This window comes from Sphingobacterium bambusae, assembly GCF_033955345.1.
Classification (GTDB): Bacteria; Bacteroidota; Bacteroidia; order Sphingobacteriales; family Sphingobacteriaceae; genus Sphingobacterium; species Sphingobacterium bambusae.
Genome location: NZ_CP138332.1, coordinates 4,276,393 through 4,298,286 on the forward strand (window position 1 = coordinate 4,276,393; position 21,894 = coordinate 4,298,286).

The 21,894-nt window shown below is 42.6% G+C and carries 21 protein-coding genes; 7 read left to right on the forward strand and 14 right to left on the reverse strand.

The genetic code is table 11. The features are described from left to right. Positions 1–25: 25 nt before the first annotated feature. On the forward strand, positions 26–1,048 hold the full coding sequence (gene bioB, locus SCB77_RS17790; protein ID WP_320183341.1) for a biotin synthase BioB: 1,023 nt from the start codon (positions 26–28) through the stop codon (positions 1,046–1,048). A 127-nt stretch (positions 1,049–1,175) separates the two neighbouring features. On the opposite strand, the gene SCB77_RS17795 is transcribed toward bioB, so the two are convergent. Both SCB77_RS17795 and tyrS read right to left on the reverse strand, forming a co-directional pair. Further along, entirely contained in the window at positions 1,176–3,431 is a 2,256-nt protein-coding gene (locus SCB77_RS17795) for an ATP-binding protein (protein ID WP_320183342.1), read from the reverse strand. A gap of 104 nt (positions 3,432–3,535) precedes the next feature. Then, complete coding sequence (gene tyrS / locus SCB77_RS17800; RefSeq protein WP_320183343.1) at positions 3,536–4,738, reverse strand: tyrosine--tRNA ligase; 1,203 nt, start codon at positions 4,736–4,738, stop codon at positions 3,536–3,538. A gap of 319 nt (positions 4,739–5,057) precedes the next feature. Here tyrS and SCB77_RS17805 point away from each other — a divergent pair, with 319 nt between their 5' ends. The 3 genes from SCB77_RS17805 (at position 5,058) to SCB77_RS17815 (ending at position 6,672) form a co-directional block, all read left to right on the forward strand. After that, the gene (locus tag SCB77_RS17805) at positions 5,058–5,435 is read left to right on the forward strand and encodes a response regulator (protein WP_320183344.1); all 378 of its coding nucleotides are present in this window, start codon (positions 5,058–5,060) and stop codon (positions 5,433–5,435) included. A gap of 137 nt (positions 5,436–5,572) precedes the next feature. Beyond that, entirely contained in the window at positions 5,573–6,352 is a 780-nt protein-coding gene (locus SCB77_RS17810; RefSeq protein WP_320183345.1) for a DUF3050 domain-containing protein, read from the forward strand. Between the two features lie 20 nt (positions 6,353–6,372). Next, the gene (locus SCB77_RS17815; protein WP_320183346.1) at positions 6,373–6,672 is read left to right on the forward strand and encodes a GNAT family N-acetyltransferase; all 300 of its coding nucleotides are present in this window, start codon (positions 6,373–6,375) and stop codon (positions 6,670–6,672) included. A gap of 79 nt (positions 6,673–6,751) precedes the next feature. Here the strand turns inward: SCB77_RS17815 and SCB77_RS17820 are convergent, their stop codons facing one another. The 7 genes from SCB77_RS17820 to SCB77_RS17850 all read right to left on the reverse strand — a co-directional run bounded on the left by SCB77_RS17820 (position 6,752) and on the right by SCB77_RS17850 (position 14,348). Beyond that, a complete protein-coding gene (locus SCB77_RS17820; RefSeq protein ID WP_320183347.1) occupies positions 6,752–7,327 on the reverse strand; it encodes an OmpH family outer membrane protein in 576 nt (191 codons plus the stop codon). A gap of 107 nt (positions 7,328–7,434) precedes the next feature. Then, a complete protein-coding gene (locus tag SCB77_RS17825; protein WP_320183348.1) occupies positions 7,435–7,968 on the reverse strand; it encodes an OmpH family outer membrane protein in 534 nt (177 codons plus the stop codon). Between the two features lie 414 nt (positions 7,969–8,382). Then, the gene (gene bamA, locus SCB77_RS17830) at positions 8,383–10,959 is read right to left on the reverse strand and encodes an outer membrane protein assembly factor BamA (RefSeq protein ID WP_320183349.1); all 2,577 of its coding nucleotides are present in this window, start codon (positions 10,957–10,959) and stop codon (positions 8,383–8,385) included. A 121-nt stretch (positions 10,960–11,080) separates the two neighbouring features. Then, a complete protein-coding gene (locus SCB77_RS17835; RefSeq protein WP_320183350.1) occupies positions 11,081–11,818 on the reverse strand; it encodes an isoprenyl transferase in 738 nt (245 codons plus the stop codon). A 23-nt stretch (positions 11,819–11,841) separates the two neighbouring features. Further along, complete coding sequence (gene porG, locus SCB77_RS17840; RefSeq protein WP_320183351.1) at positions 11,842–12,663, reverse strand: type IX secretion system protein PorG; 822 nt, start codon at positions 12,661–12,663, stop codon at positions 11,842–11,844. Positions 12,664–12,739: 76 nt separating this feature from the next. Beyond that, positions 12,740–13,633, reverse strand: a complete 894-nt coding sequence (locus SCB77_RS17845; RefSeq protein ID WP_320183352.1) for an NAD kinase — start codon at positions 13,631–13,633, stop codon at positions 12,740–12,742. A gap of 52 nt (positions 13,634–13,685) precedes the next feature. Further along, the gene (locus tag SCB77_RS17850) at positions 13,686–14,348 is read right to left on the reverse strand and encodes a CBS domain-containing protein (protein ID WP_320183353.1); all 663 of its coding nucleotides are present in this window, start codon (positions 14,346–14,348) and stop codon (positions 13,686–13,688) included. A 200-nt stretch (positions 14,349–14,548) separates the two neighbouring features. Here SCB77_RS17850 and SCB77_RS17855 point away from each other — a divergent pair, with 200 nt between their 5' ends. Further along, positions 14,549–15,382 (forward strand): 1-acyl-sn-glycerol-3-phosphate acyltransferase, encoded by an 834-nt coding sequence (locus tag SCB77_RS17855; RefSeq protein ID WP_320183354.1) that lies wholly within the window; start codon positions 14,549–14,551, stop codon positions 15,380–15,382. A 3-nt stretch (positions 15,383–15,385) separates the two neighbouring features. Then, on the forward strand, positions 15,386–16,345 hold the full coding sequence (locus SCB77_RS17860; RefSeq protein ID WP_320183355.1) for a GNAT family N-acetyltransferase: 960 nt from the start codon (positions 15,386–15,388) through the stop codon (positions 16,343–16,345). Between the two features lie 73 nt (positions 16,346–16,418). Here the strand turns inward: SCB77_RS17860 and SCB77_RS17865 are convergent, their stop codons facing one another. From SCB77_RS17865 to ubiE, 5 genes are all read right to left on the reverse strand, one after another. Continuing rightward, on the reverse strand, positions 16,419–16,865 hold the full coding sequence (locus SCB77_RS17865; protein WP_320183356.1) for a GNAT family N-acetyltransferase: 447 nt from the start codon (positions 16,863–16,865) through the stop codon (positions 16,419–16,421). A gap of 10 nt (positions 16,866–16,875) precedes the next feature. Then, complete coding sequence (locus SCB77_RS17870; protein ID WP_320183357.1) at positions 16,876–17,325, reverse strand: GatB/YqeY domain-containing protein; 450 nt, start codon at positions 17,323–17,325, stop codon at positions 16,876–16,878. A gap of 73 nt (positions 17,326–17,398) precedes the next feature. Further along, positions 17,399–18,166: an SDR family NAD(P)-dependent oxidoreductase gene (locus SCB77_RS17875; protein ID WP_320183358.1), complete on the reverse strand. Its 768-nt coding sequence runs from the start codon at positions 18,164–18,166 to the stop codon at positions 17,399–17,401. Next, complete coding sequence (locus SCB77_RS17880; RefSeq protein ID WP_320183359.1) at positions 18,166–18,996, reverse strand: PorT; 831 nt, start codon at positions 18,994–18,996, stop codon at positions 18,166–18,168. The genes SCB77_RS17875 and SCB77_RS17880 overlap by 1 nt, the downstream gene beginning before the upstream one ends. Then, positions 18,993–19,733: a bifunctional demethylmenaquinone methyltransferase/2-methoxy-6-polyprenyl-1,4-benzoquinol methylase UbiE gene (gene ubiE, locus SCB77_RS17885; protein ID WP_320183360.1), complete on the reverse strand. Its 741-nt coding sequence runs from the start codon at positions 19,731–19,733 to the stop codon at positions 18,993–18,995. The genes SCB77_RS17880 and ubiE overlap by 4 nt, the downstream gene beginning before the upstream one ends. Before the next feature lie 417 nt (positions 19,734–20,150). Here ubiE and dnaB point away from each other — a divergent pair, with 417 nt between their 5' ends. Then, entirely contained in the window at positions 20,151–21,746 is a 1,596-nt protein-coding gene (gene dnaB, locus SCB77_RS17890) for a replicative DNA helicase (protein ID WP_320183361.1), read from the forward strand. Positions 21,747–21,894 lie beyond the last annotated feature (148 nt).

Here is a 21,894-nt window from a genome sequence, read left to right on the forward strand (position 1 = left end):
AAAGAGAAGAATAATATGGAGTGCTATGGTTAAAAATAATAAGGAAATACGCCACGATTGGACGAATGATGAGTTGCTATTTATCTACAAAAGACCGCTACTTGATTTGATCTATACGGCAGCGGCCGTACATCGATTATGGCATCGCTCGGACGAGATTCAGTTATCTACATTACTGTCCGTGAAAACTGGCGGCTGTCCTGAAGACTGTTCGTATTGCGGGCAAGCGGCACGTTACCACACGGATACGCCTGTTCATGGTTTGTTGCCAATCCAAACTGTTTTAGCTCACGCAAAACGTGCACAGGAGAAAGGCGCAACGAGGTTCTGTATGGCGGCGGCTTGGCGAGAGGTACGCGACAATCGTGATTTTGACAAGGTCTTGGATATGGTAAAAGCCGTAAATGGATTAGGGTTGCAGGTATGCTGTACGCTCGGTATGTTGACCGCCCAACAAGCGAAACGATTACAGGAGGCCGGGCTATATGCCTATAATCACAATTTAGACAGCTCGGCATCGTACTACAAAGAAATCATCTCCACGCGTACTTTCGATGATCGTCTAGAGACTATTGCCCATGTTCGTAGAGCGGGAATCACGGTTTGTTCCGGAGGGATTATTGGTCTGGGGGAGTCTACGGCAGATCGTATTGCGATGCTTTGTACATTGGCAACGATGGAACAACATCCCGAGTCGGTGCCGATCAATGCGTTATCTCGAGTGGCCGGAACGCCATTGGCGGATCAACCTAAGGTGGATACGTGGGATATGGTACGCATGGTTGCGACGGCGCGAATTGCCATGCCTGCTTCAATGGTTCGTCTGAGCGCTGGGCGCATGGAAATGTCGGAACAGGAGCAAGCTTGGTGTTTTATGGCCGGTGCGAACTCTATTTTTACTGGAGACGATGCAAAGCTATTGGTTACGCCCAATCCGAGTATGGACGACGATTTAAGTATGTTGGCTAAGCTGGGCTTAAAACCTATGTTGCCACGTACTACAGCTCGGACTGAAAAAGAAGATGAATATACCTGTTTTCAGGGATAGGACATTTCCTAATTAGCTTGTAGCTTTGGGCAGCAAAGGCTACGGTTTCGTAAAGTCATCGAAGCATTTGGTTATAATAGTTCGTGCCAATCCCTAAGCTTTTCCCAGAAGTTTAGGGATTTCTTTTTTAGCCTATAGGGAAATCAATCTCCACGGTTGTACCTAGTGATGGGGATGACTGGATATCCAAATTTCCTTTTAAAAAACTGATACGGGACTGTATATTGAGCAATCCAGCCGATTTTTTTGCTTGCGCCGATTGCACATCAAAGCCGCGGCCATTGTCTTCGACGGTTACGGCCAATTTACGCTCTTCTTCCACAACTTGAATCAGGATTTGATTTGCCTTTGCGTGTTTGACGGCATTGTTGACCAATTCTTGAATGATGCGATAGATAATAAGCTGTTGTTCTTCATTGAGGCGTCCCGTATAGTGAAGGAACTGTGTGCTGACTTCTAAATTTGGATTAGTCATCCGCGTAGCATAATCGGATAGGGATTCTTCTAGACCGTATTTTTTTAATAGATCGGGCATCAGGTTGTGCGCCACGCGGCGAAGTTCATTCACCGCGCTATCCAATTGCGCCAATGATTGCTCAACTTCAACACGTTCAGGGCTATGTATGCGGCCTACCACCTGTGAAAGGTTTATCTTGGTGCCCGAAAGAAGACCTCCAAGTCCATCGTGCAGGTCACGAGCTAAACGTCCGCGTTCTTGTTCTTGTCCCTCTAGCATAGCAGTAAGGTTGGATATCTTTGAATGTTGCCGTTCCTTTTCCAAGGTGATATGGTGAAGCTCTTCTTTTTGGCGCATTGTTTTCGAACGCTGCTGAAAAGCATAACCCAAAACCAGCAATAGCAAAAACAGGGAGGCTGCTAAAATGCCGTAATTTCGAGATATCTTGTCTTTATAAGATAGCTCATTTTGTACCGTTAAGATGTCTTGAGCTCGTTGTTGTGATTCCATGCGCGACAGTCTGAGTTCCTGCGATTGCTTGTCTGCTTCTAGATTGACCAGTTCTAATCGTTTACGCTGATTGTCCTCATTGAGCTTGGAGTTTTGGAGCTCCTGCTCTCGTTGTAAACCGAGGATATGCATAAGGTTGATTTGTTGTTCTTTTTTGTCTGCTTCCAGCTGCATGCGGAGCATCCGTTGTTCTTTACGCTCAACTTCGAACTGTGCTTCCAGTCGACGTCCCTGCTCCATTTTCTCTGTGTCGTATACCGCTGAGAATAGTCTTATGTATTCTTTATAATAGTGGATAGCATCTTCTAGATGTCCTTCACGTTCAAAAATTTCCGATAAACTAAGGTTGATGTTCATCAAGATCCGTTCATCCGCCAGTGGATCTTTAACTATTTCAGACAACGATTTTAAAAGATGAGCCTTCGCATCGCTCAATTTGTTTTCTTTGAGTTCGATCTCTGCAAGGATGCCATAGGCTGATGCGATTTGCGTGTAGTGTTCCGATTTTTGAGCTTTCTCTATTGCCAAGTACGCGTAATGCATAGCTTTTGCTTTTTGTTCATCATCGTAATAGCGCATGTAAAGGTTGGCGAGATTGATGGCTGCATAAGATAGATCAGATTGAAAGGGGATCTCGGCCTCGTGGCTGAGATAGAAATTGATAGCTTTCAAATAATACTGCTCTGCCAGGTTGCGAACACGCAAACTTTTGTCCTTATTAATATATTGCTGTTCGTACATATGGCCCATCAACATATACGTGCGAAAGATTGTAGAAGCGTCTTTTTGTTTGATAGCAATCTCTAACGCTTGTTTACTGTACTTTTCCTGCAAACCGTATTCTTTCCAATTAGCATAAATGGATGCCAGCTCGGTCAATATGGATGTGGTTCTCGCTAATAATGTAGCAGAAGGTTGGGCTTTGTCGAAGTCGTTTAAGCCTTCCAGAAAGTAACGTACAGCCTCGTTTTCATTTCCATTTCGGATGTGTAGCCAACCTTGACAATAGGCAACATATCCCTTTATTTCCATACTTTTGGATTGCCTTGCATATTTTTCCGCGAGCGCACTGTATTGATTGGAGCTCGGTATATCATCTAATATTCTGTAGTTCATGGCTAGGATAGCCGAGAGATAAGCTGCATACTGACTGTCTTGGAAATGCGTCGCATGTTGCAAGTTATCTCGAAGAATCGCTATTGCCTTATCGGTTTGTTGGTTGAAGAAGAGAGCTTGGGCATATGGTCCTGCAGCTTGTGCACGACGTTCGCTTTTCGGTACGGTAGCCTCATATTTCTTCGCCACCTCACTAACAACTTGTTGCGCGTTAGACACCTCGCTCCCCCCTATAATAAAGATAAGGATGATGCCGAAATAGGATACTAGTCTTAGCAGATGCAAACATTGTTCTTTCATTGGAAACGATTATGATTCTTCACTACTAGCGAAGATAAACAATTCGGACTGTTGCAGGTAGGTAAAAGAACAAGAGTTTCCTGCTCTTTTACCACTAGCGAATACTAATCAACGAGTTCGAAGTAGCCTTGCTTTCCTATACGGATCTTCATACCTGTGGTAGGAGAGATGCACATTTCGGGATTTTGATGTTTTCTCTGGTCAATTTCTACAGCACCACCTTCAATAAGTCGCCGTATGGCTGACTTAGATTTGTCGGTTTGTAGTTTCACACATAAATCCAAAAGCGATATTGAGTTTGACTCGGTTAGCACGGAGGCTGATTTCACTGCTTTAAAGTGTTTTTCAAAGAAACTTTTCCTTTGGAATTGTTGCTCAAAAAATGTCTGGGCTTTTTCGGCATGTGCGACATCGTGATATTGGGTGACCAAATTCATGGCGATAAGTTTTTTAATCAGCATGGGGTTTTCTCCCGCTGCTAAGCGGTCGAATAGCGCCTGCTGCTTATCTGGTGTAAAATCTGTCGTTAACCGAATAAACTCTGGGATAAGACTGTCAGGAATCGACATGGTTTTTCCATACATATCTTGAGGGGTGTCCGTTAATCCGATCGTGTTATGAAGAGACTTGCTCATTTTTTCCTTCCCGTCGGTACCTTTCAACAAAGGCATGCATAGCACGATCTGTGGACTCTTACCATATGTTTCCTGCAACTGCCTTCCCATAGTGCAATTAAAAAGCTGATCCGTTCCTCCCATCTCGATGTCACAGCTTATATGGACCGAGTCGTATCCCTGCAGTATCGGGTAAAGCAATTCATGCATGGAAATGGGACTGTTTTCGGTGAAACGCTTGTTGAAATCATTCCTGTGTAACAACTGCGCTACCGTTACGCGAGAGATAATCTGTATTATGTCGGAAAAACAAAGTTGATCCAACCAATCCGAATTGAAAACAACCTTCGCTTTCTGAACATCGATGATGCGAGATAACTGCTGTATGTAGGTTTGGGCATTGTGTTCAACCTCGTCTATGGTTAACGGAATACGAGATTTGTTCTTGCCTGTAGGGTCTCCAATGCGTGCAGTAAAGCTGCCCACGACGATAACGATATGATGGCCTAGATCTTGAAATTGGCGAATTTTTTTGAGTACGACAGCGTGCCCAAGATGAAGATCTGCCGAGGTGGGGTCAAAGCCTAACTTGATCGTTAATGGTCGGTTTTCGTCGGACGCTTGTTGAATCTTCTCTTGAAGACCCTGTTCGGGGAGAATAATCTCCACATTTTCACGTAGTTTGTGTAACATTTTTATAAAAATTAAAATAAAAAAAGCCCGAGCGGTAAGCTCGGGCTTGTGTATAGAAAATTGTAAATGCTTTGATACAGTGCTTTCTAATCGTACACATCACGGCGCCGAGCAAGTATTAAGCAATAATAAGTGCTGAAAAAGGGGAGACGCAATATGTGCTTTAGGAATTTCATTTTTGCAAAAATAGGTATAAATTAGGGGGAAAGCAAAAACATAAATCGGCTATGGAATGTTCTATCATTGTCCTTCGTATCACCGCACGCTCGGCCGCTTGGAGCGGAAAGTGTTTATGGATGCATACCAATAACATCGATTTATGAAAATGAATAGATCTGTCAAAATCGTGTTCGCTGACGACTCGGACATTCACCACTTTCTGTTGGAAAGTTTGATGAGCAAGTTTGTGCGACTACAATTACTTATTAAAGCCAAGGATGGTGAAGAACTGCTTCACGATCTCAGCGAAATACAGGAAATTCCCGATGTTGCCATCTTGGACTTGCATATGCCTAATATGGATGGCCTGTCTGCAGCCAAAGATCTCTTGCTACGTTTTCCCTTTGTGAAAATATATGGCTTCACATCTTCAAGCGATGAGAAGGAAAAAGAAGCGATGTTATCCTCTGGTTTCTATAAGGTATTTCCCAAAAATAAACTACGTGAACTGCTTACCGAATTATCGGAGTTACCTTAGTATAAAAATTGTTAGATTTTATTACCTCATTGTCCAGCTTCTTCTTTTTGAAGTCATTTTTCTGAAAATTTGCCTAAATTATTCTTTTATATCTTCCTCGATAAGAGGCTTTGTCGCTTTGATTCGTATTTTTGATTATGAAAGAAATTCAAGCTGTCAATGATTTTATCGCTGCGGAACGTAGCATCTTATTGCAACATCCTTTATACAGAAAAATAACACAGGTAGCACATTTACAAAAGTTCACGGAGGGGCATGTTTATGCGGTTTGGGATTTTATGTCTTTGTTAAAAGCACTGCAAATAAAGATTACTTGTGTTCAAGTTCCTTGGTTTGCAAGTGATCTGCCTTCTATACGCTATTTAATAAATGAAATCGTTTTGGCCGAGGAATCCGATGAATATATTGACGGGCGCCGGCTTAGTCATTTTGAAATGTATTTGGATGCGATGGAAGGTATGGGGGCAGATACCGCCCCTGTGTTGCAGTTGGTGCAGGAGATTCGCTCGGGGAAATCTTTGGCGGAGGCGATCGATCAGCTAAGTGTAGACGAGCGTATCAAAGACTTCTTACGTTTCACCTTCCTGATAATCGAAGATGGCGAATCTCACAAGATTGCTTCTGCATTTACATTTGGACGCGAGGATCTGATTCCAGATATGTTTACCTCTATCTTAAATGGCATACAGGAAGGAGCGCCAGATACTGATCTAAGCAAGTTCATATACTATTTTCAACGGCATATCGAGCTCGATGCTGATGAACATGGTCCACTTGCTATGCAGATGATTTTGGAGCTCGCTGGAGACGATGAGGTTAAATGGCAGGAAATTAGAGATACTGCAAAGGAGGCGTTAATCAAACGTATCGCATTATGGGATGCGATTGAAGAGGGAATAATGATAACCGGTGAATAGCTTTTAACAACAACGTTTTTATGATGCAAACCTTTGAAGTCAGACTTGCCGATAAGAGACGAGGGGAATTGATCCTCTTTTCCGAGGCTAAACAGGCCGGTAAAATGGATATCTTTATCCGACATAAGCTGCTTACTGTTTATCATACGGAGGTAGATGCTATTCACGCTGGTAAAGGCTATGCTAAATTGCTGCTAGATGAGCTGGTTCGAAAGGCTAGGGAAGAGGGATTGATGATCAAGCCACTATGTCCCTATGTGCATGGCCAGTTTAAGAAAAATCCGGACACCTATGCGGACATCTGGTGGAAGCAGGATTAGATGGGAAACTGTTTAATTTTGTACCATAAAAAAAGAGATTGCAACATGCAATCTCTTTTTTTATCAAATGCTCGTCCGATTATCTTGCTGGAGGAACTGCTGGAGTAGCTGGTGTTGCGTTTGCAGCAATACCTAATCTAGTTTTTACGTCAGCAGAGATATCTTCTCCACCTTGGAAGTAAAGAACGTTCCCATTCGATGTATCCAATACGTAAGCGTAGCCTTTCTCTTTTGCTACAGCATTGATCGCATTCATTACTTTCGTTTGGATAGGAGTCAACAATTCTTGTTGTTTCTTACCAAGATCCTCTTGAGCTACACGTTGAACTTCTTGGATACGTTGCTCCATGCTTTGAAGATCTTGTCCTAAAGTTTGCAATTCTGCGTCAACGGTCGCTTTATTTGCCTCACTACGGTTTCTCAATTTTTCGTTCGCATCGTTTTGTTTCTTTTGAAACTCCTCGTACATCCCCTGTAGCTCTTTCGTTTTTGTATCATTCAAGGTTCTCAACTGCTCGTTAGCCGTTTTGAACTCAGCTGTCATCTGGAAGATTTCATCTGCATTGACATGACCAATTTTTTGCTGCGCGCTTACTTGCTGCGCACCTAGGAAAACCACCGCCACTAAAGCTACACTTCTAAATAAATTTTTCATTCTTTCCATTTTAATCTGTTGCGCCATCACTAAGTACAGCACTGCTTTTGTTTTTTATACAACGTTAATAATTAATCTCAAATTTTATTCAAGTATAAACAAAAAAATTAATTCGCCAAGCTAGGATCCGGTTTAAAACCTAGTTTTGTAATGATATCATTACTTTTATCCAATTTCGGATTGGCGAACAGAAAAGTTACTTCGCTTCCTTTATCTAAAATCAAATCCAAACCCTGCGCATTTGCCACATCTTGTATGGCCTTCGCTACGCGATCCTGAACTGGTTGTACGAGTCTGATACGTTCCTTATACAAATCGCCTTCGAAACCAAATTTCTGACGTTGGAACTCTTTCACTTGCTTCTCTTTGTTGACAATTTCGTCCTCACGGCGTTTGCGCATATCGTCGTTCAACAATACTTGGTCGTTTTGATAAGCTTTATAAAGTCTTTCAATTTCACCATATTGCTTGTCTACTTCTTCCTGCCAGTTGGTGGATAGATCGTCGAGTTGTTTCTGTGCAGAAACATATTCCGGGATATGTTTGAGGATATATTCAGAGTCTACATAAGCCACACGTTGTGCAACGGCTGCACTAACGGATAAAGCGACGAAGGCAATGATAAAAACTATTTTTTTCATATACATGTTGTTTTCTTGAGTTTACTGCTTCTATTGTTTTGAATAAGTTGCTTTTCTAGGTTTTTTGTTTTCACATACCACCAAAGAAACGATTAATTCTTTGCAAATGCTACTCGCTAGCTTTTAAATCTTAAGACAATTATGGTTCCAAAAAGTTTAAAAGCTAAAAATATTTTGCTAACAGATTGAAGCTCTTTCTCTTGGCAAAAATAGCAAAAAAGGAGTAAATAAAACGGATATTTGAAGCTTTAACAAAATTTAACTACTATCCCTGAGAAGTATAATTGGTGATATTGGCCTATAAAAAGGTTTGCGCTTCTCCCTGCGGATAGGCAATGGAGGCGCCTTATAAAAAAACATCCCTTGTCTGGAAGGCAAGGGATGTTCTTTTAGTTGGATGACTGATGACAATTTTTAGAATCCGCCCATATTTTGTAGGATACTAAACGTGAAGTTCTGTCTCCAGCGGTTGGACTGGATACCGGGGATAGGGTCGAAAGCATGTCCGTAATCGATTCCCAACATACCGAAGATAGGAAGGAAGATACGTGCGCCCACACCCGCTGAACGACGAAGTTTGAATGGATTCACCTCGCTGAATTTATTCCAGGTGTTTCCTCCTTCAGCGAAAGCGAGCACGAAAACGGTAGCCTGCTCGTTAAGCATTACAGGGTGTCTCAACTCCAGTTGGTATTTGGTATAAATCGGACTACCAGATTGGATCGCAATATTTTGGTTGAGGTTACCCGTAGATTCTGGAATGATAGTACCATTGGCGTAACCGCGCATCGCAATGATCTCGGATCCTTGTAAGAAGTCAAAACCTTGCATTCCGTCACCACCCAGTTTAAAGCGTTCAAATGTAGACGTTGGCGTTCTAGACGTGTAATTACCCAAGTAACCAAATTGTGCTTGCATTTTCAACACAAGTTTACCGGCAATTTTTGTATACCACTGGCTGTCGAATTTCCACTTGTGGTACTCGGTCCATTTATAACGTTCGTTATCCGGCGCTGTTTGGTAATTGATACTGTTCCATGATGAGTATGGAGGCGTCAACTGCACCGAAAAGCGGAAGTTGGATCCCGAAGTAGGGTAGATTGGTGCATCCACCGAGTTTCGACTGATTTCTTGTGTAATGTTGATGTTGTATGCTGTACCATCCGAGAATAGGAAGTAGTTTCCGTAATTCTGCAATTTATAGCGTTGGAAGGACAGTGAGGTATTGATCTGAAAGTAGTTGTCTGGCCATTGCAAACGTTTACCTAACGTTGCTGTTACCCCTGTCATCCAAATACGGTTAAGTTCCGAATCGCTAACCATTTGACGTCCAGTGAGGTAGTTAAATCCACCGAAGGATGAGTTAGACGTATAGGCATTCAAACCAAAGTAGATAGGCTTTTTACCTCCAAGCCAAGGCTCAGAGAACGAAAAATTATACGACTGGTAACGTTTTCCGGATGTTTGTCCACGTATACTGAATTTTTGGCCGTCACCACGCGGTAAAGGTTTCCAAGCATCTTTCTTAAAGAAGTTACTTGTTGAGAAGTTGTTGAATGTTAACCCCAACGTACCAATGACTTGCCCGGCACCGTAACCTCCGGAAAGCTCTACTTGATCGGATGGCTTTTCAGCTACGGTATACTCTAGATCGGTGGTGCCTTCTTCGTAGTTCAGGTTGGTTGGGACAGGATTTATTTTCTGTTCATCAAACATGCCCAGCTGTGATATCTCCCGCACACTGCGCATCAACATTTCCCGGGAGAATTTTTGTCCTGGCTTCGTGTAGATAGAGCGCAATACAACCTTGTCATTCGTGACGTCATTTCCTTTTACAATAACATTGTTGATCGTAAACTGTTTACCTTCACTGAGGACAATCTCCACATCTACCGTGTCGTTATAAATTCTTTTGATTATTGGCTGTACGCTAAACGTAAGGTATCCATCGTTTTGGTAGAGCGCACTAATATCGTCACTATTTCTTGTAGGACCAGTTAGCTTGGTCGTCAGTTTTTCTTCGCTGTATACGTCACCTTTTTCAATACCTAAGATCAAATTAAGCACAGAGTCTTTGTACTTGGAGTTTCCTGACCATTGGATATTACCAACGTAATAGCGAGGTCCTTCGTGCAGATTCAGATAGATATCCACCTCATTGTTGTCATAACGCACAACGCTGTCGCTTAATATCTGGGCATCACGGTATCCTTTATCCTGCATTTTGGCTACAAGATTTTCCTTTGCTTCTTTATACTTGTCGTCTTTGAATTTACCCGGTCCAAAAATGCGGTACCAACGGCGAGGTTTTACACCTTTAAGATATTTGCGCAACTGTCCATCAGAGAAAGCTTCACTGCCTTCGAAATGCACGCGATGTACTTTGATTTTCTTGTTCTTCTCCACATCTACGATAACAATCTCATTATTGGACTGCGCAGTATCCTTTTCCGTGCGGATTTTAACCTCCGGATAGAGGTATGATTTTTCGCGTAGAAATTTCTGGATGGTTGCGCGCGTGGTTTTGATCAAGTTCTCGTTAACAATTTTCCCAGAGTTGGTGTTGAGGCGCTTCCGCACTTCGTCAGTTTCCCCTTTTTTTAGACCGTGGATGTCTATACGTGTTAGCCTAGGACGTTCTCGAACACGTATTTCCAAGAAGATATTCTCTCCTTGAATACGTTCGGCATATAATTGCACATCATCAAACAGATTTTGGCCCATCAATGTCTTCACGACATTCGCGGTAGCCTCACTAGGTACTTCGATGTATTGACCTACGACCAGTTTCGAAATAGTAATCAAAACTTCTCCGTCTAGATATTCCGTACCGGTTACACGAACACCGCCGATAACATAATTCTTAGGATCCAAATAGGTTATCTCGTCTGGATCATTCAGGTTAATGGGGTTGTTGCCACGAATCTGTGCGAATAATTGTTGGCCTCCAATAAGTAAGGTGAATGTTATTAAGTATAATATGCGCTTCATTTATTCAATTTTCTCGGTGCTAAAGTACACCAATCTGTTGTTAATTTTTGTTAAAAGAAAATAATTAATAACCAAGCTATTAATTAGGTATTTAATTAACGCTGCAAAGGTAAATTAAATATTACAATTGTTCGCTCGTTTTCCCAAATCTTCTTTCTCTATGCTGGTAGTTGTATATTACTTCGTACAGATCTTCCCTAGTAAATTCGGGCCACATTTTCTCCAAAAATACAAATTCGGTGTAAGCCATTTGGTAGAGCAGGTAGTTGCTTATGCGTTGTTCTCCACTTGTGCGAATCATAAGATCCGGATCCGGCATGTCTGCTGTAAATAGGTTTGCACTGATGGTTTTTTCATCAATGTCAGCCAGTTGGAGTTCTCCGTTAAGCACTTTTTGTGTGATGGCCTTTGTGGCTTCCACCAGTTCTGCTCGCGCGCCGTAACTAAGCGCTAAGGTCAGTACACAGGCATCATTGTTCTTTGTGATTTCAATGGTATCGGTGAGTTTAGCTTGGCAATTCTTCGGAAGATCCTTAATGCTGCCGATGGCATTAAGGCGAATTCCGTTGTCCATAAACGTTTTGGTTTCTTTTGCTAATGTATTTACCAAAAGCTCCATTAGCGCTTTAACCTCTAGCTTGGGGCGATTCCAGTTTTCTGATGAAAAAGCGTATAAAGTAAGGTGTTTTACACCAATTTCCACGCAGCCCTCCATGGCTTCGCGCACAGCGGAAACGCCATTCTGATGGCCGAATATACGTAGTTTACCGATCCCTTTGGCCCATCGACCATTGCCGTCCATAATGATGGCAATATGTGCAGGAAGCTTTTCTTTATTTATTTTCTCTTTAAAACTCATTTTCACTTCTTAAATAATAAGACCTAGTTCCACCAATAGCAACGTTTACTAATAAACGTGTATGTCAATGTCACAGCAGCTGTCATGTACCCATCGTTAGGGCGACTATTTCCTTTTGGTTTGCCCGCGTAATTGGCACTGTCATTTCCTGCTGGATAAGCGACAGATTCCCACCAAAGGCGATCCATTTCTGGGAAGGCAGAGGCATAGTCTGCCGGATACTGGTCCGTTGTCGGATAGTTATTTGCGATATTATCCAAATTATCTTCAAACGCTACGCGATAGCCCAATTCCGCACCTAGGGACCAAGGTCCTTTCACATTATATTTAAAGCCGATACCCAGCGGTAAAGCAAGGGCAATACCTCGGACAGTTGATTCTTGCTGTAGCTGCAGATCCTCCATACGATGGCGACTGCCATCTTGTGTGTATATATACGGGCGATGCGATATACCGGCTATGCCGGCAAATAGGTAGGGCGTATAGCGATTTACCGCGCGGCCTGCTATAAATCGAAAAAAATTGAAGTTCGCACGTATCGAAAGTTCATGAAGTTGGTTGTTAAATACTTGTCCACGTGCACGTAAGTACGAATCCTTACTATCGCGGTCCGAACCGTTGAGATGTAGGTACTGGTAGCTCGTTTGTATTCCCCAAGTAGGATTGAAGTTATAGGTTACCTGTATTCCTCCTGCAGCACTTTTAAAATAAAATGGATTCGTGGGGTTGATGTCGCCCATAAAGCCTGTCGCTGCTACATTGCCTCCCAGCTCCCATTGCTGCGCAAACGACGGTGACCAAGCGTGTAAAGCTAAGGCAGCAAGGATATGGGCAATGTGTTTCAAATTAGGAGTTTTTTGCGGTAAAGATAGCTGTTTTAAATAATAAGGTCTTATCTATTTATGTTAAAATCGTGGTGCTTTAGTAGTTTCTAACATCAAGTCCCCACAGTAGTTTTTTACGTAATGTACTAAAAAAGCTGTCAGACGCGAGTCGAATTAGGTGTATGCGAAATGGGGCACGTCGGATATGCAGTTTTGTTTTCGTTTCTAGCGTTTCACTTTTGGAATCACAACTGAGGATGTATTTGTCTGTTCGGCTTTCGATTTCTAGTTCCAGTTCACTCTCTGCGGAAATAATGATCGGTCGCACATTGAGGTTGTGTGGAGATATAGGTGTGATCACGAAATTACCGCTCCCAGGCATAATGATCGGGCCACCACAACTCAATGAATATGCCGTCGATCCCGTTGGTGTCGCGATGATAATCCCATCCGCCCAATACGAATTCAACAGCTCTCCATTCAATGTGGCGTTGATGGTAATCATCGAAGAGGTGTCGTGCCGGAAAACCGTGATATCATTGAGCGCAAAATTCTCATGTCCGAAAATCTTGCTGTCACTACCGCTCACTTCAAGGAGGTCACGTGCCTGTAAGGTATAATTGCCGGAAAAGATGTCGTCTAATGCTTGAATGATCTCACTCTTATGGATCGATGCTAAAAAGCCTAGTCGACCGAAATTTATCCCTGCAATGGGAATGCCGGAGTCGCGAACCTGTGAAACGGCAGATAACATCGTGCCGTCGCCGCCCAAGCTCAATAAAAATAAAATACTCGTAGGCAAATCTTGGTGGCTGTAATACAGTAGGAAGTCGTTTGGGCAGTCAAATTGCTGTTTCAGGAAGTCATAGAAATCCGAATGGATATAAATCAGAATATCCTTTTCTTTTAAATACGAAAAGAGCTGCTCGACATATGGGACGACGGACGAATTGAAAGCCCTTCCATATATCGCGATGGATTTTCTTTGCATGCGAGATTGTTTTGACAGAACTTATGCAAAGATGCTAAAAAATAGGCTATTCTTATAAATTTAAATAATTCATCAAGATATCGTAGCGTTCTTGAATATCGGAATCTTGGCTGCCATCATTGAATGTAGCTTTCACCACATAGTCGAATCGCCATAGCGATGCTACAAGGCTTGATATATTTTTTTTGTCAACTTTTATGGTCATCTCGATCTTTGTCGTCTCCGGAATTTCACGTACCGCAGTATTGAGAATACGAATATTTTCAGATTCAAAGAGATGCGCGATATGGGAAAAGGATACATCATGTTTGCCAAATTCCAAAACAAGGATCGCACCGGCCTCATTATTGCCCAGTGTTTCGTTGAGCGCGTGCAGTAATTCGGTTAAGGTAAGCACACCAATAAACGCGTTATCTTTATCCAATACCGGTAGGATGGACAGTTTATGTGCTGCCATATATTGAAGCGCATCATAGCTGTGCTGATAGGTGTACAGATAAACAAAACGCAGGGACACGGAAAGGCTTCGCACCGGCTGCGTTTCATCATGCGCCGTGAACAAATCATCCTCGGACACTAATCCCATGAAATCACGATCATCAACAACGGGCAATTGTGAACAGTGAAATTCGTTCATTCTTTCCAACGCAAACCCAATAGTATCATCCGGTTTGATGTCAACATGGTTTTTGGATAAAATTTCGCCTATATACATGATGCGTCTATTTATACTATTAAACAGGATAAAAATAAAAACGTTTAACGGCCTTAGACCGGTCTTGGGGCTAATTTATAAATTATCTGCTAATCCTAGACTACGCTAGCTCGTGTAAATAACTTTTTACACCATTAATGTATATTTTCCTTAATTTTACGGCATCATAAAACGAGACAACATAATTTAGCCAGTATATAATGATTGAAGAAACGGAGAACGTGAAGTTTATTCAGGTACGTGAAGTAATCCATAAAAAAAGTCCCAAGTTGGCCAAGTGGATTCCAAAGCCGTTGATTAGTTATTTGGAACGGGTAATCCACGAAGAGGAAATCAACTATATTATGACGAAGTTCAGGGATCAATATGGGTTGGATTTCGTGGATGATCTGATTCATGAGCTGGGCGTTAAGGTGGTGCTGGAAGGAACGGAGCATATTCCGAAAGACGAGCATGTGATTTTTGCGTCTAACCATCCTCTTGGTGGGCTTGATGGCATCGCCATCATGCATGCTATTGGACAGTTTCGACGGGATGTAAAATTCTTGGTGAATGACATTCTGATGAATATCCGAAATTTGGAACCGCTGTTTATTCCTGTTAATAAAGTTGGCAATCAGGCGAAAAGCGGTATCATGGCTATAGATCAGGCCTACGCGTCTGAAAATGCTTTGTTGATTTTTCCTGCGGGGTTGGTTTCTAGGAAAATAGGTGGGAAGATTGCAGATCTTGAGTGGAAAAAAAGCTTTATTACAAAAGCAAAAAAATATAAAAGGGATGTCATTCCGGTTTACATCGATGGAAGAAATTCCAATTTTTTCTATAATTTAGCTAGACTAAGACAAAAATTCGGCATTAAGGCAAATTTGGAAATGCTGTATTTGCCGGATGAAATGTTTTCACAACGAAATCAAACGGTAACTATCCGCTTTGGCGAGCGCATTCCGTACAGTCATTTCGACCAGTCTAAAACGGAACGTGAATGGGCGAGCGAAGTGCGGGAGATGGTTTATAGAATGGGGGAAAAAAAATAACATATGCAAGAAATTATCGCGCCAGTAGACAGAGCGTTAATAAAAAGTGAACTGACGAGAGAAGCCTTCGTGCGTTATACCAATAATGGCAATAATGAGGTGTATTTGGTAAACTATCATACTGCGCCGCACATTATGCAAGAAATCGGTCGTCTGCGTGAACTTACATTCCGCGGAGCGGGAGGTGGAACGGGATTAGCGGTGGATATTGATGAAAATGATACCTGTGAACATAATTATGATCAATTGATTGCTTGGAATCCGGAAGAGGAGGAAATTATTGCGGGATATCGGGTTATAAAATGTGAAGATGCTGTGGATAAAGATGGTCAAGTGCATCTTTCTACAGCACATTACTTTGAGTTTTCGGATACTTTTAAAAAGGATTATCTTCCCTATACCCTTGAGTTGGGGCGTTCCTGGGTGCAGCCTCGCTACCAACCTGCGATCGATAATAGAAAAGGCTTGTTCTCCTTGGATAACCTATGGGATGGATTGGGCGCGTTGGTAATGATCAATCCGGAGATCAAGTATCTCTTTGGAAAAGTCACCATGTATCCGCAGTACAATGCCGTGGCACGTGACCTCTTAATCTATTTTATGGAGCATTATTTTCCAGATAAAGAGAAGCTTGTGCTGCCGTTCGAAAAACTTAATCTTGGTTACAAGACTGATATTTCGGACTATCATGGTATTTTTGACGGACTGGAGTATAAGGAAGGATATAAAGTACTAAACACCAAAATACGTGAATTAGGAGAAAATATACCTCCTTTGATCAACACTTACATGAATCTTTCTCCTAGTATGCGCACTTTTGGGACAGCGCTTAACGATGAGTTTGGAGAGGTAGAGGAGACTGGTATCATGATTACTCTATCGGATATTTATCCTGCAAAAAAAGAGAGACATATGGTCACCTTTGAACGAGATCGTCATTTTGGTGAAAAGCCGCAGAAGTAAAGTTTACGCTGACTTTGGTAGGAATATTTTGTAAAGAAACAGCCGGTGCGCTTCGTGTGCACCGGCTGTTTCTTTATCGTTTAACCATTTCGATGTGTGGGATATCATCTTCCAGGTAGACATCGCTCACCTTTTCAAATCCAAGATCTTCATAAAAACGCTGCAAATAAAGTTGCCCACTGATGCGGATAGCCTGTGTTGGCGCCTCTGATGCCCAGTAAGCAATCGCACGATGCATTAGCTCCTTGCCAAGGCCATACTTGCGGTAGTCGGCATGCACGACCACTCTGCCAATAGATAAATCAGCATAGGAAATGCCCTCCGGCAGCAAACGTGCATAAGCGACAACTTGTTCTTCATGCATGCCAAATAGATGAACCGCTTTAAGATCTTTGTTGTCGCACTCGGGATACAGGCAATTTTGCTCAAGCATAAAAATGTCAATACGCAGTTGCAAGATCTGGTAGAGCTGTAAAGCACTGAGCTCGCTAAACGGTTTGACCGTCCATTGAATCTCCATGATAATGCGGTTAAGACAATAGGGATTTTACAACTTCTGATATGGTGCGTCCATCGGCTTGTCCAGCAAGTTTCTGGTTGGCCAATCCCATTACTTTTCCCATATCTTTCACGGATGTAGCACCCGCTTCACTGATAATTCCCTTAATTACCGCCTCAATAGCGTCGCGATCCAATTGCTTCGGCAAATATTCCTCGATAACTTGCTGCTCTTCGAACTCGATGGCAAACAAGTCTTCCCGATTCTGCTGCTTGTAAATTTCACCGGATTCTTTCCGTTGTTTTACCAGTTTTTGTAATACTTTGATTTCAGCCTCTTCAGTTAGTTCTTCGCTGTGTCCTTTCTCTGTTTTAGCCAATAAAATAGCTGCTTTTACAGCACGCAAGCCACGAAGGCGTGCATTGTCTTTGGCAATCATGGCTGCCTTAATATCTTGATTGATTTTTTGTTCTAATGACATTATTTAAAAAGTTAAAATTTAAAAATTAATATGATCATTTGTACGTATGGAATAACACCCCATAAATACAATACTACTTATCGCGTTTAACGATCGTAGCCGATGCTTGTGCAGTGGGCATCACCAAAAGGTCGTTGATGTTTACGTGTTTTGGTCGCGATAGTACGAACGCGATAATTTCTGCGATATCAATACCGGAAAGTGGTGTTAGTCCTTGATAAACATTTTTTGCCCGCTCTTTGTCTCCCTTGAAGCGCACTTCGGAAAATTCTGTTTCCACCATGCCCGGATCGATAGAAGAAACCCGGATGCCTTTTTCCAACAAATCGATACGCATTGCCTTCGTTAAGGCATCTACCGCATGTTTCGTAGCGCAATACACATTGCCATTTGGGTATACCTCCTTGCCAGCAATGGAACCGATATTGATGATGTGTGCATTTGTGCTGCCTGCCATCAATGGAACTGCATATCTTGTAGCATATAACAAGCCTTTTACATTGGTGTCTATCATGCGGTCCCAATCACCGGTATCTCCGTCGGCTATGCCGTCGAGTCCTTGGCTGAGTCCTGCATTATTGATCAAAATATCGATATCTCGCCATGCCTTTGGTAGGTTGGTAAAAACGCTTTCCACCGCTTCACGGTCACGCACGTCAAGCTCGAAGCAGAAAATCTCGCAGGAAGGATATGTGTTTTGAATACTTTGCTTCAGTTCCTCCAAGCGTTGTAGTCTTCGTGCACACAGCAGAAGCCTATAGTTGGAGTCTTGAGCAAGGACGGTGGCACATGCTTGGCCAATTCCAGAACTAGCTCCTGTAATAAGTACTGTTCTCATCATTATTGAAAAATTAAACTGAATTGGATATTGCGAAGTTTGGTGTTGCCTAGTGGCGCCATGAAAGCGTTGTTGCTTGCAAAAGCATGGTTTCTGTCGAGTACATCACCAAAACTCTGTATGAATTTTATTTCTGGCGATACCCTGAAAAAAGGGAAGAAGATCTCCACGCCTAAACCAGCCTCCCAGGATAGATAGCCCGGCTTCATCACCAAAGGTTGTGGACGATTTTCTGCAGGGCTAGCCATCCACTCTCGGTATTCGCCAACAAGGTCTATCCAACGGGTATATCGAAGACCGCCTGTTACGTAGCCCCTATATCGGTTAAATTTGTTCCGAAGCATCTTCTCGTCCGATCGAAAACGAATATTCAATGGAAATTCAAAAGCATTGAAATTAGAGCCTGCATTGTTCGCACTTACATGCCGCATATTGCGCAGCACCGGTTGGCTGTTGGTTAAGGTGTCCCGATATTGTATGCCCGAGTTGTTTATAAACCGGAAGCTTGGTGCAAATGTCGAAGATAGATTGTCTGAAAATCTCACCTCAATAGGAATGCCAACAGACATTCCGTGCGCTGCCAAGCTTGTAATAGATGCGAAATTGCCTATATAAAGCTCGTTGTTCTCAGGAACCGCCGTGCTTCCCATGGATGCCCAATTGTCTTGAAGACCGATCAGATAACTGCTGTTTACATAGTTGTACTGTAGCCCCATCGATAGCCATGCATCTTCATCGTAGAATGATGAAAAAGGCAAGGATATGCGCTGCTGCGCTTGCGCGTGAATCGAAAGCAGAAGGGAAGCACATGCAAAAAACAGTTGACGTATCATTTTGTGCATTCATAAATTGTGCAAAATCCAAAGGTTTGCGGTCTGACTTTTGTTTCCGTAAAGCCTACTTCCTTGGTAATCGCTGCAAACCGTTTGCCATCGGGAAAGTTGGCTACAGATTCTGGAAGATAAGCATAAGCACTGCTGTCTTTCGATATCAGTTTTCCCATAGCAGGGGTGAACTTATGAAAGTAAAAATGATACAACTGCTTGATAGGGAATGCCGTCGGATTTGATAATTCCAAAATCACTGCACGCCCTCCGGGTTTTAAGACGCGACGTATGTCCGCAAGTCCTTGTGGTAAATTTTCAAAATTGCGCACGCCGAAGGCGACTGTAACCGCGTCGAAAGTATCGTCCTCAAATTGCAGTTTCTCCGAATCGCCCAGCTGTACCTCAAAGCGATCCTGAAGTCCTTTTTTTGCAATCTTTTCCTTCGCCACGGCCAACATACCCGAAGAGATGTCGACGCCTATGATTTTATGAGGCTTGAGTATACGAAGGGATTCGATAGCAAAGTCGCCGGTTCCTGTTGCCACATCTAAAATCAGTTGAGGCTTTAAGCTCTGCAACGAACGGATGGCCTTTTTACGCCATATGGTGTCGATGCCCATCGTCATCATTCTATTCAACATGTCGTAGGTCTTCGAAATGTTGTTGAACATGTCAGCTACCTGCTCTTTCTTGCCACCGTCCTTCGTTTTGTAAGGCTTTATTGTAGATGTGTCGTTTGCCATTCAACAAATATACGATATTGGAAAACACCAAAAAAGCAGGTTCTTGTCAATAATATTGGTGATGTTTTTTATAACTGTTTGGTTGTTAGTATATAGTCAGTTTTTACACGGATATTTGCTTTAATGTTGTTCTGTTTTTAGCAGTTTTTAACAGGAGGCTAAGTTCTTAACATGTGTATAACTAGCTGATAGCTAATAGGATTTTTTGTTTATTAACACGTTATTAACATGTAGTGTGGATAAAGACCTTGCCTTTTCGCGCTCTTTCGGAGCTGTTGCCGCATCATTGTTGAAGCAACTGAAAAGTGGTGTTTACAAATAGTTGAAAGGTTCCTCTTTATTTTTTATATTTTTGTTTCCCCGTTACGAGCACGGTCAAAAGACACACAATTTTTTAATAGATCAACCTTTTTTGGAATGGCGACAGAGAGTGAATTTTCGAATAATGCGGCAGGCAAATCTAATTTTGCCAAGAAGAGAGCGAGTCTCAATAACTTAATCGGTGGTTTGGGAAAGTTACCTCCACAGGCGTTGGATCTGGAGGAGGCGGTTCTCGGTGCGCTTATGCTCGAAAAGAATGCTCTCAGTGAGATTATCGATATCCTTAAGCCTGATTCTTTTTACAAAGATTCGCACCAAAAGATTTATGAAGCGATTTTCAGTTTGTTTCAACAAACTTCACCAATCGATATCCTGACCGTTACCACGGAACTGCGCAAAATGGGCGCTTTAGAGATGGTGGGAGGAGCCTATTACATCACCCAGTTAACCGATAGGGTGGTTTCTGCTGCCAACATTGAGTATCATGCACGTATCATCTCCCAAAAATATATTCAACGCGAGTTGATTAAGGTTTCTACAGAAATCATCAATAGTTCCTACGATGAAACGGCGGATATTTTTGACTTGCTGGATCACGCAGAGAAGTCTCTGTTTGATATCGCTCAAAACAACTTGCGCCGAGATTCGCGTAAGATGGACGATATCATGCGTGAGGCCATTTCCAATTTGGAGCTTTTGCGTGATCGTACTGATGGCTTGACAGGTATACCGTCCGGCTTGACGGCTTTGGATCGGATGACTTCTGGTTGGCAACCTTCTGATTTAGTGATTATTGCTGCTCGTCCCGCGATGGGGAAAACAGCCTTCGTATTGTCGGTGGCACGTAATGCTGCTGTGGATCACCAACGTGCTGTGGCCGTATTTTCTCTGGAGATGTCCTCCGTCCAGCTTGTCAATCGTTTGATTGCCGGCGAAACTGAAATTGAGCAAGAGAAATTGAAAAAAGGAAATCTAGCCGATCACGAATGGCAACAATTACACTCCCGAATTGGAAGGCTTACGGAAGCTCCTTTGATTATCGATGATACCCCTGCACTGAACGTTTTCGAATTTCGTGCGAAGTGCCGCCGCTTGAAGGCGCAGCACGATATTCAAATGGTTATTGTGGATTACTTGCAGTTGATGCATGGTAAATCTGAAGGTAAGGGCGGGGGAAACCGCGAGCAGGAGATTGGTTCGATTTCTCGGGCGCTGAAGTCTGTGGCTAAGGAGCTCAATATTCCGGTGCTTGCGCTCTCTCAGTTAAGCCGTGCCGTAGAGTCTAGGCCTGGAAATAGCAAGAGGCCTATGCTTTCGGATTTGCGGGAGTCGGGCTCTATTGAGCAGGATGCGGATATGGTGTTGTTCCTTTACCGTCCAGAATATTATGGTTTGACGGAAGACGAAGAAGGACGGCCTACCGCGGGGATTGGTGAGGTTATCATTGCCAAGCACCGTAATGGTGAAACAGGGATTGTGCCATTGAAATTCGTTGGTAAGTTTGTTAAATTCGTGGATCTCGAAGAGGATTTTGCCGGTGCAGGAGGAGATTCCTTTGCTGCAGGGCAGGATAGCTTCAGTTCAGCAATTAATCCGTCCGATTCATTTGGTAATTTTGGAGGTGGCTTCGACGGCGGTGGTATCACCATGCCATCACGGATGAATGACATGCCGGATGATGCGCCTTTTTAAGGATGCTATGTAATTTTTGATGGTAAAAATATAGAGCAAGCTGCTAAAAAGGGCTTGCTTTTTTATACCCTCCATGTGGTATCGATTATTTTTATTAATTTTACCCATACTTTTTTGTTGAAACTTTCATAAAATTTAGGAGAGAGAT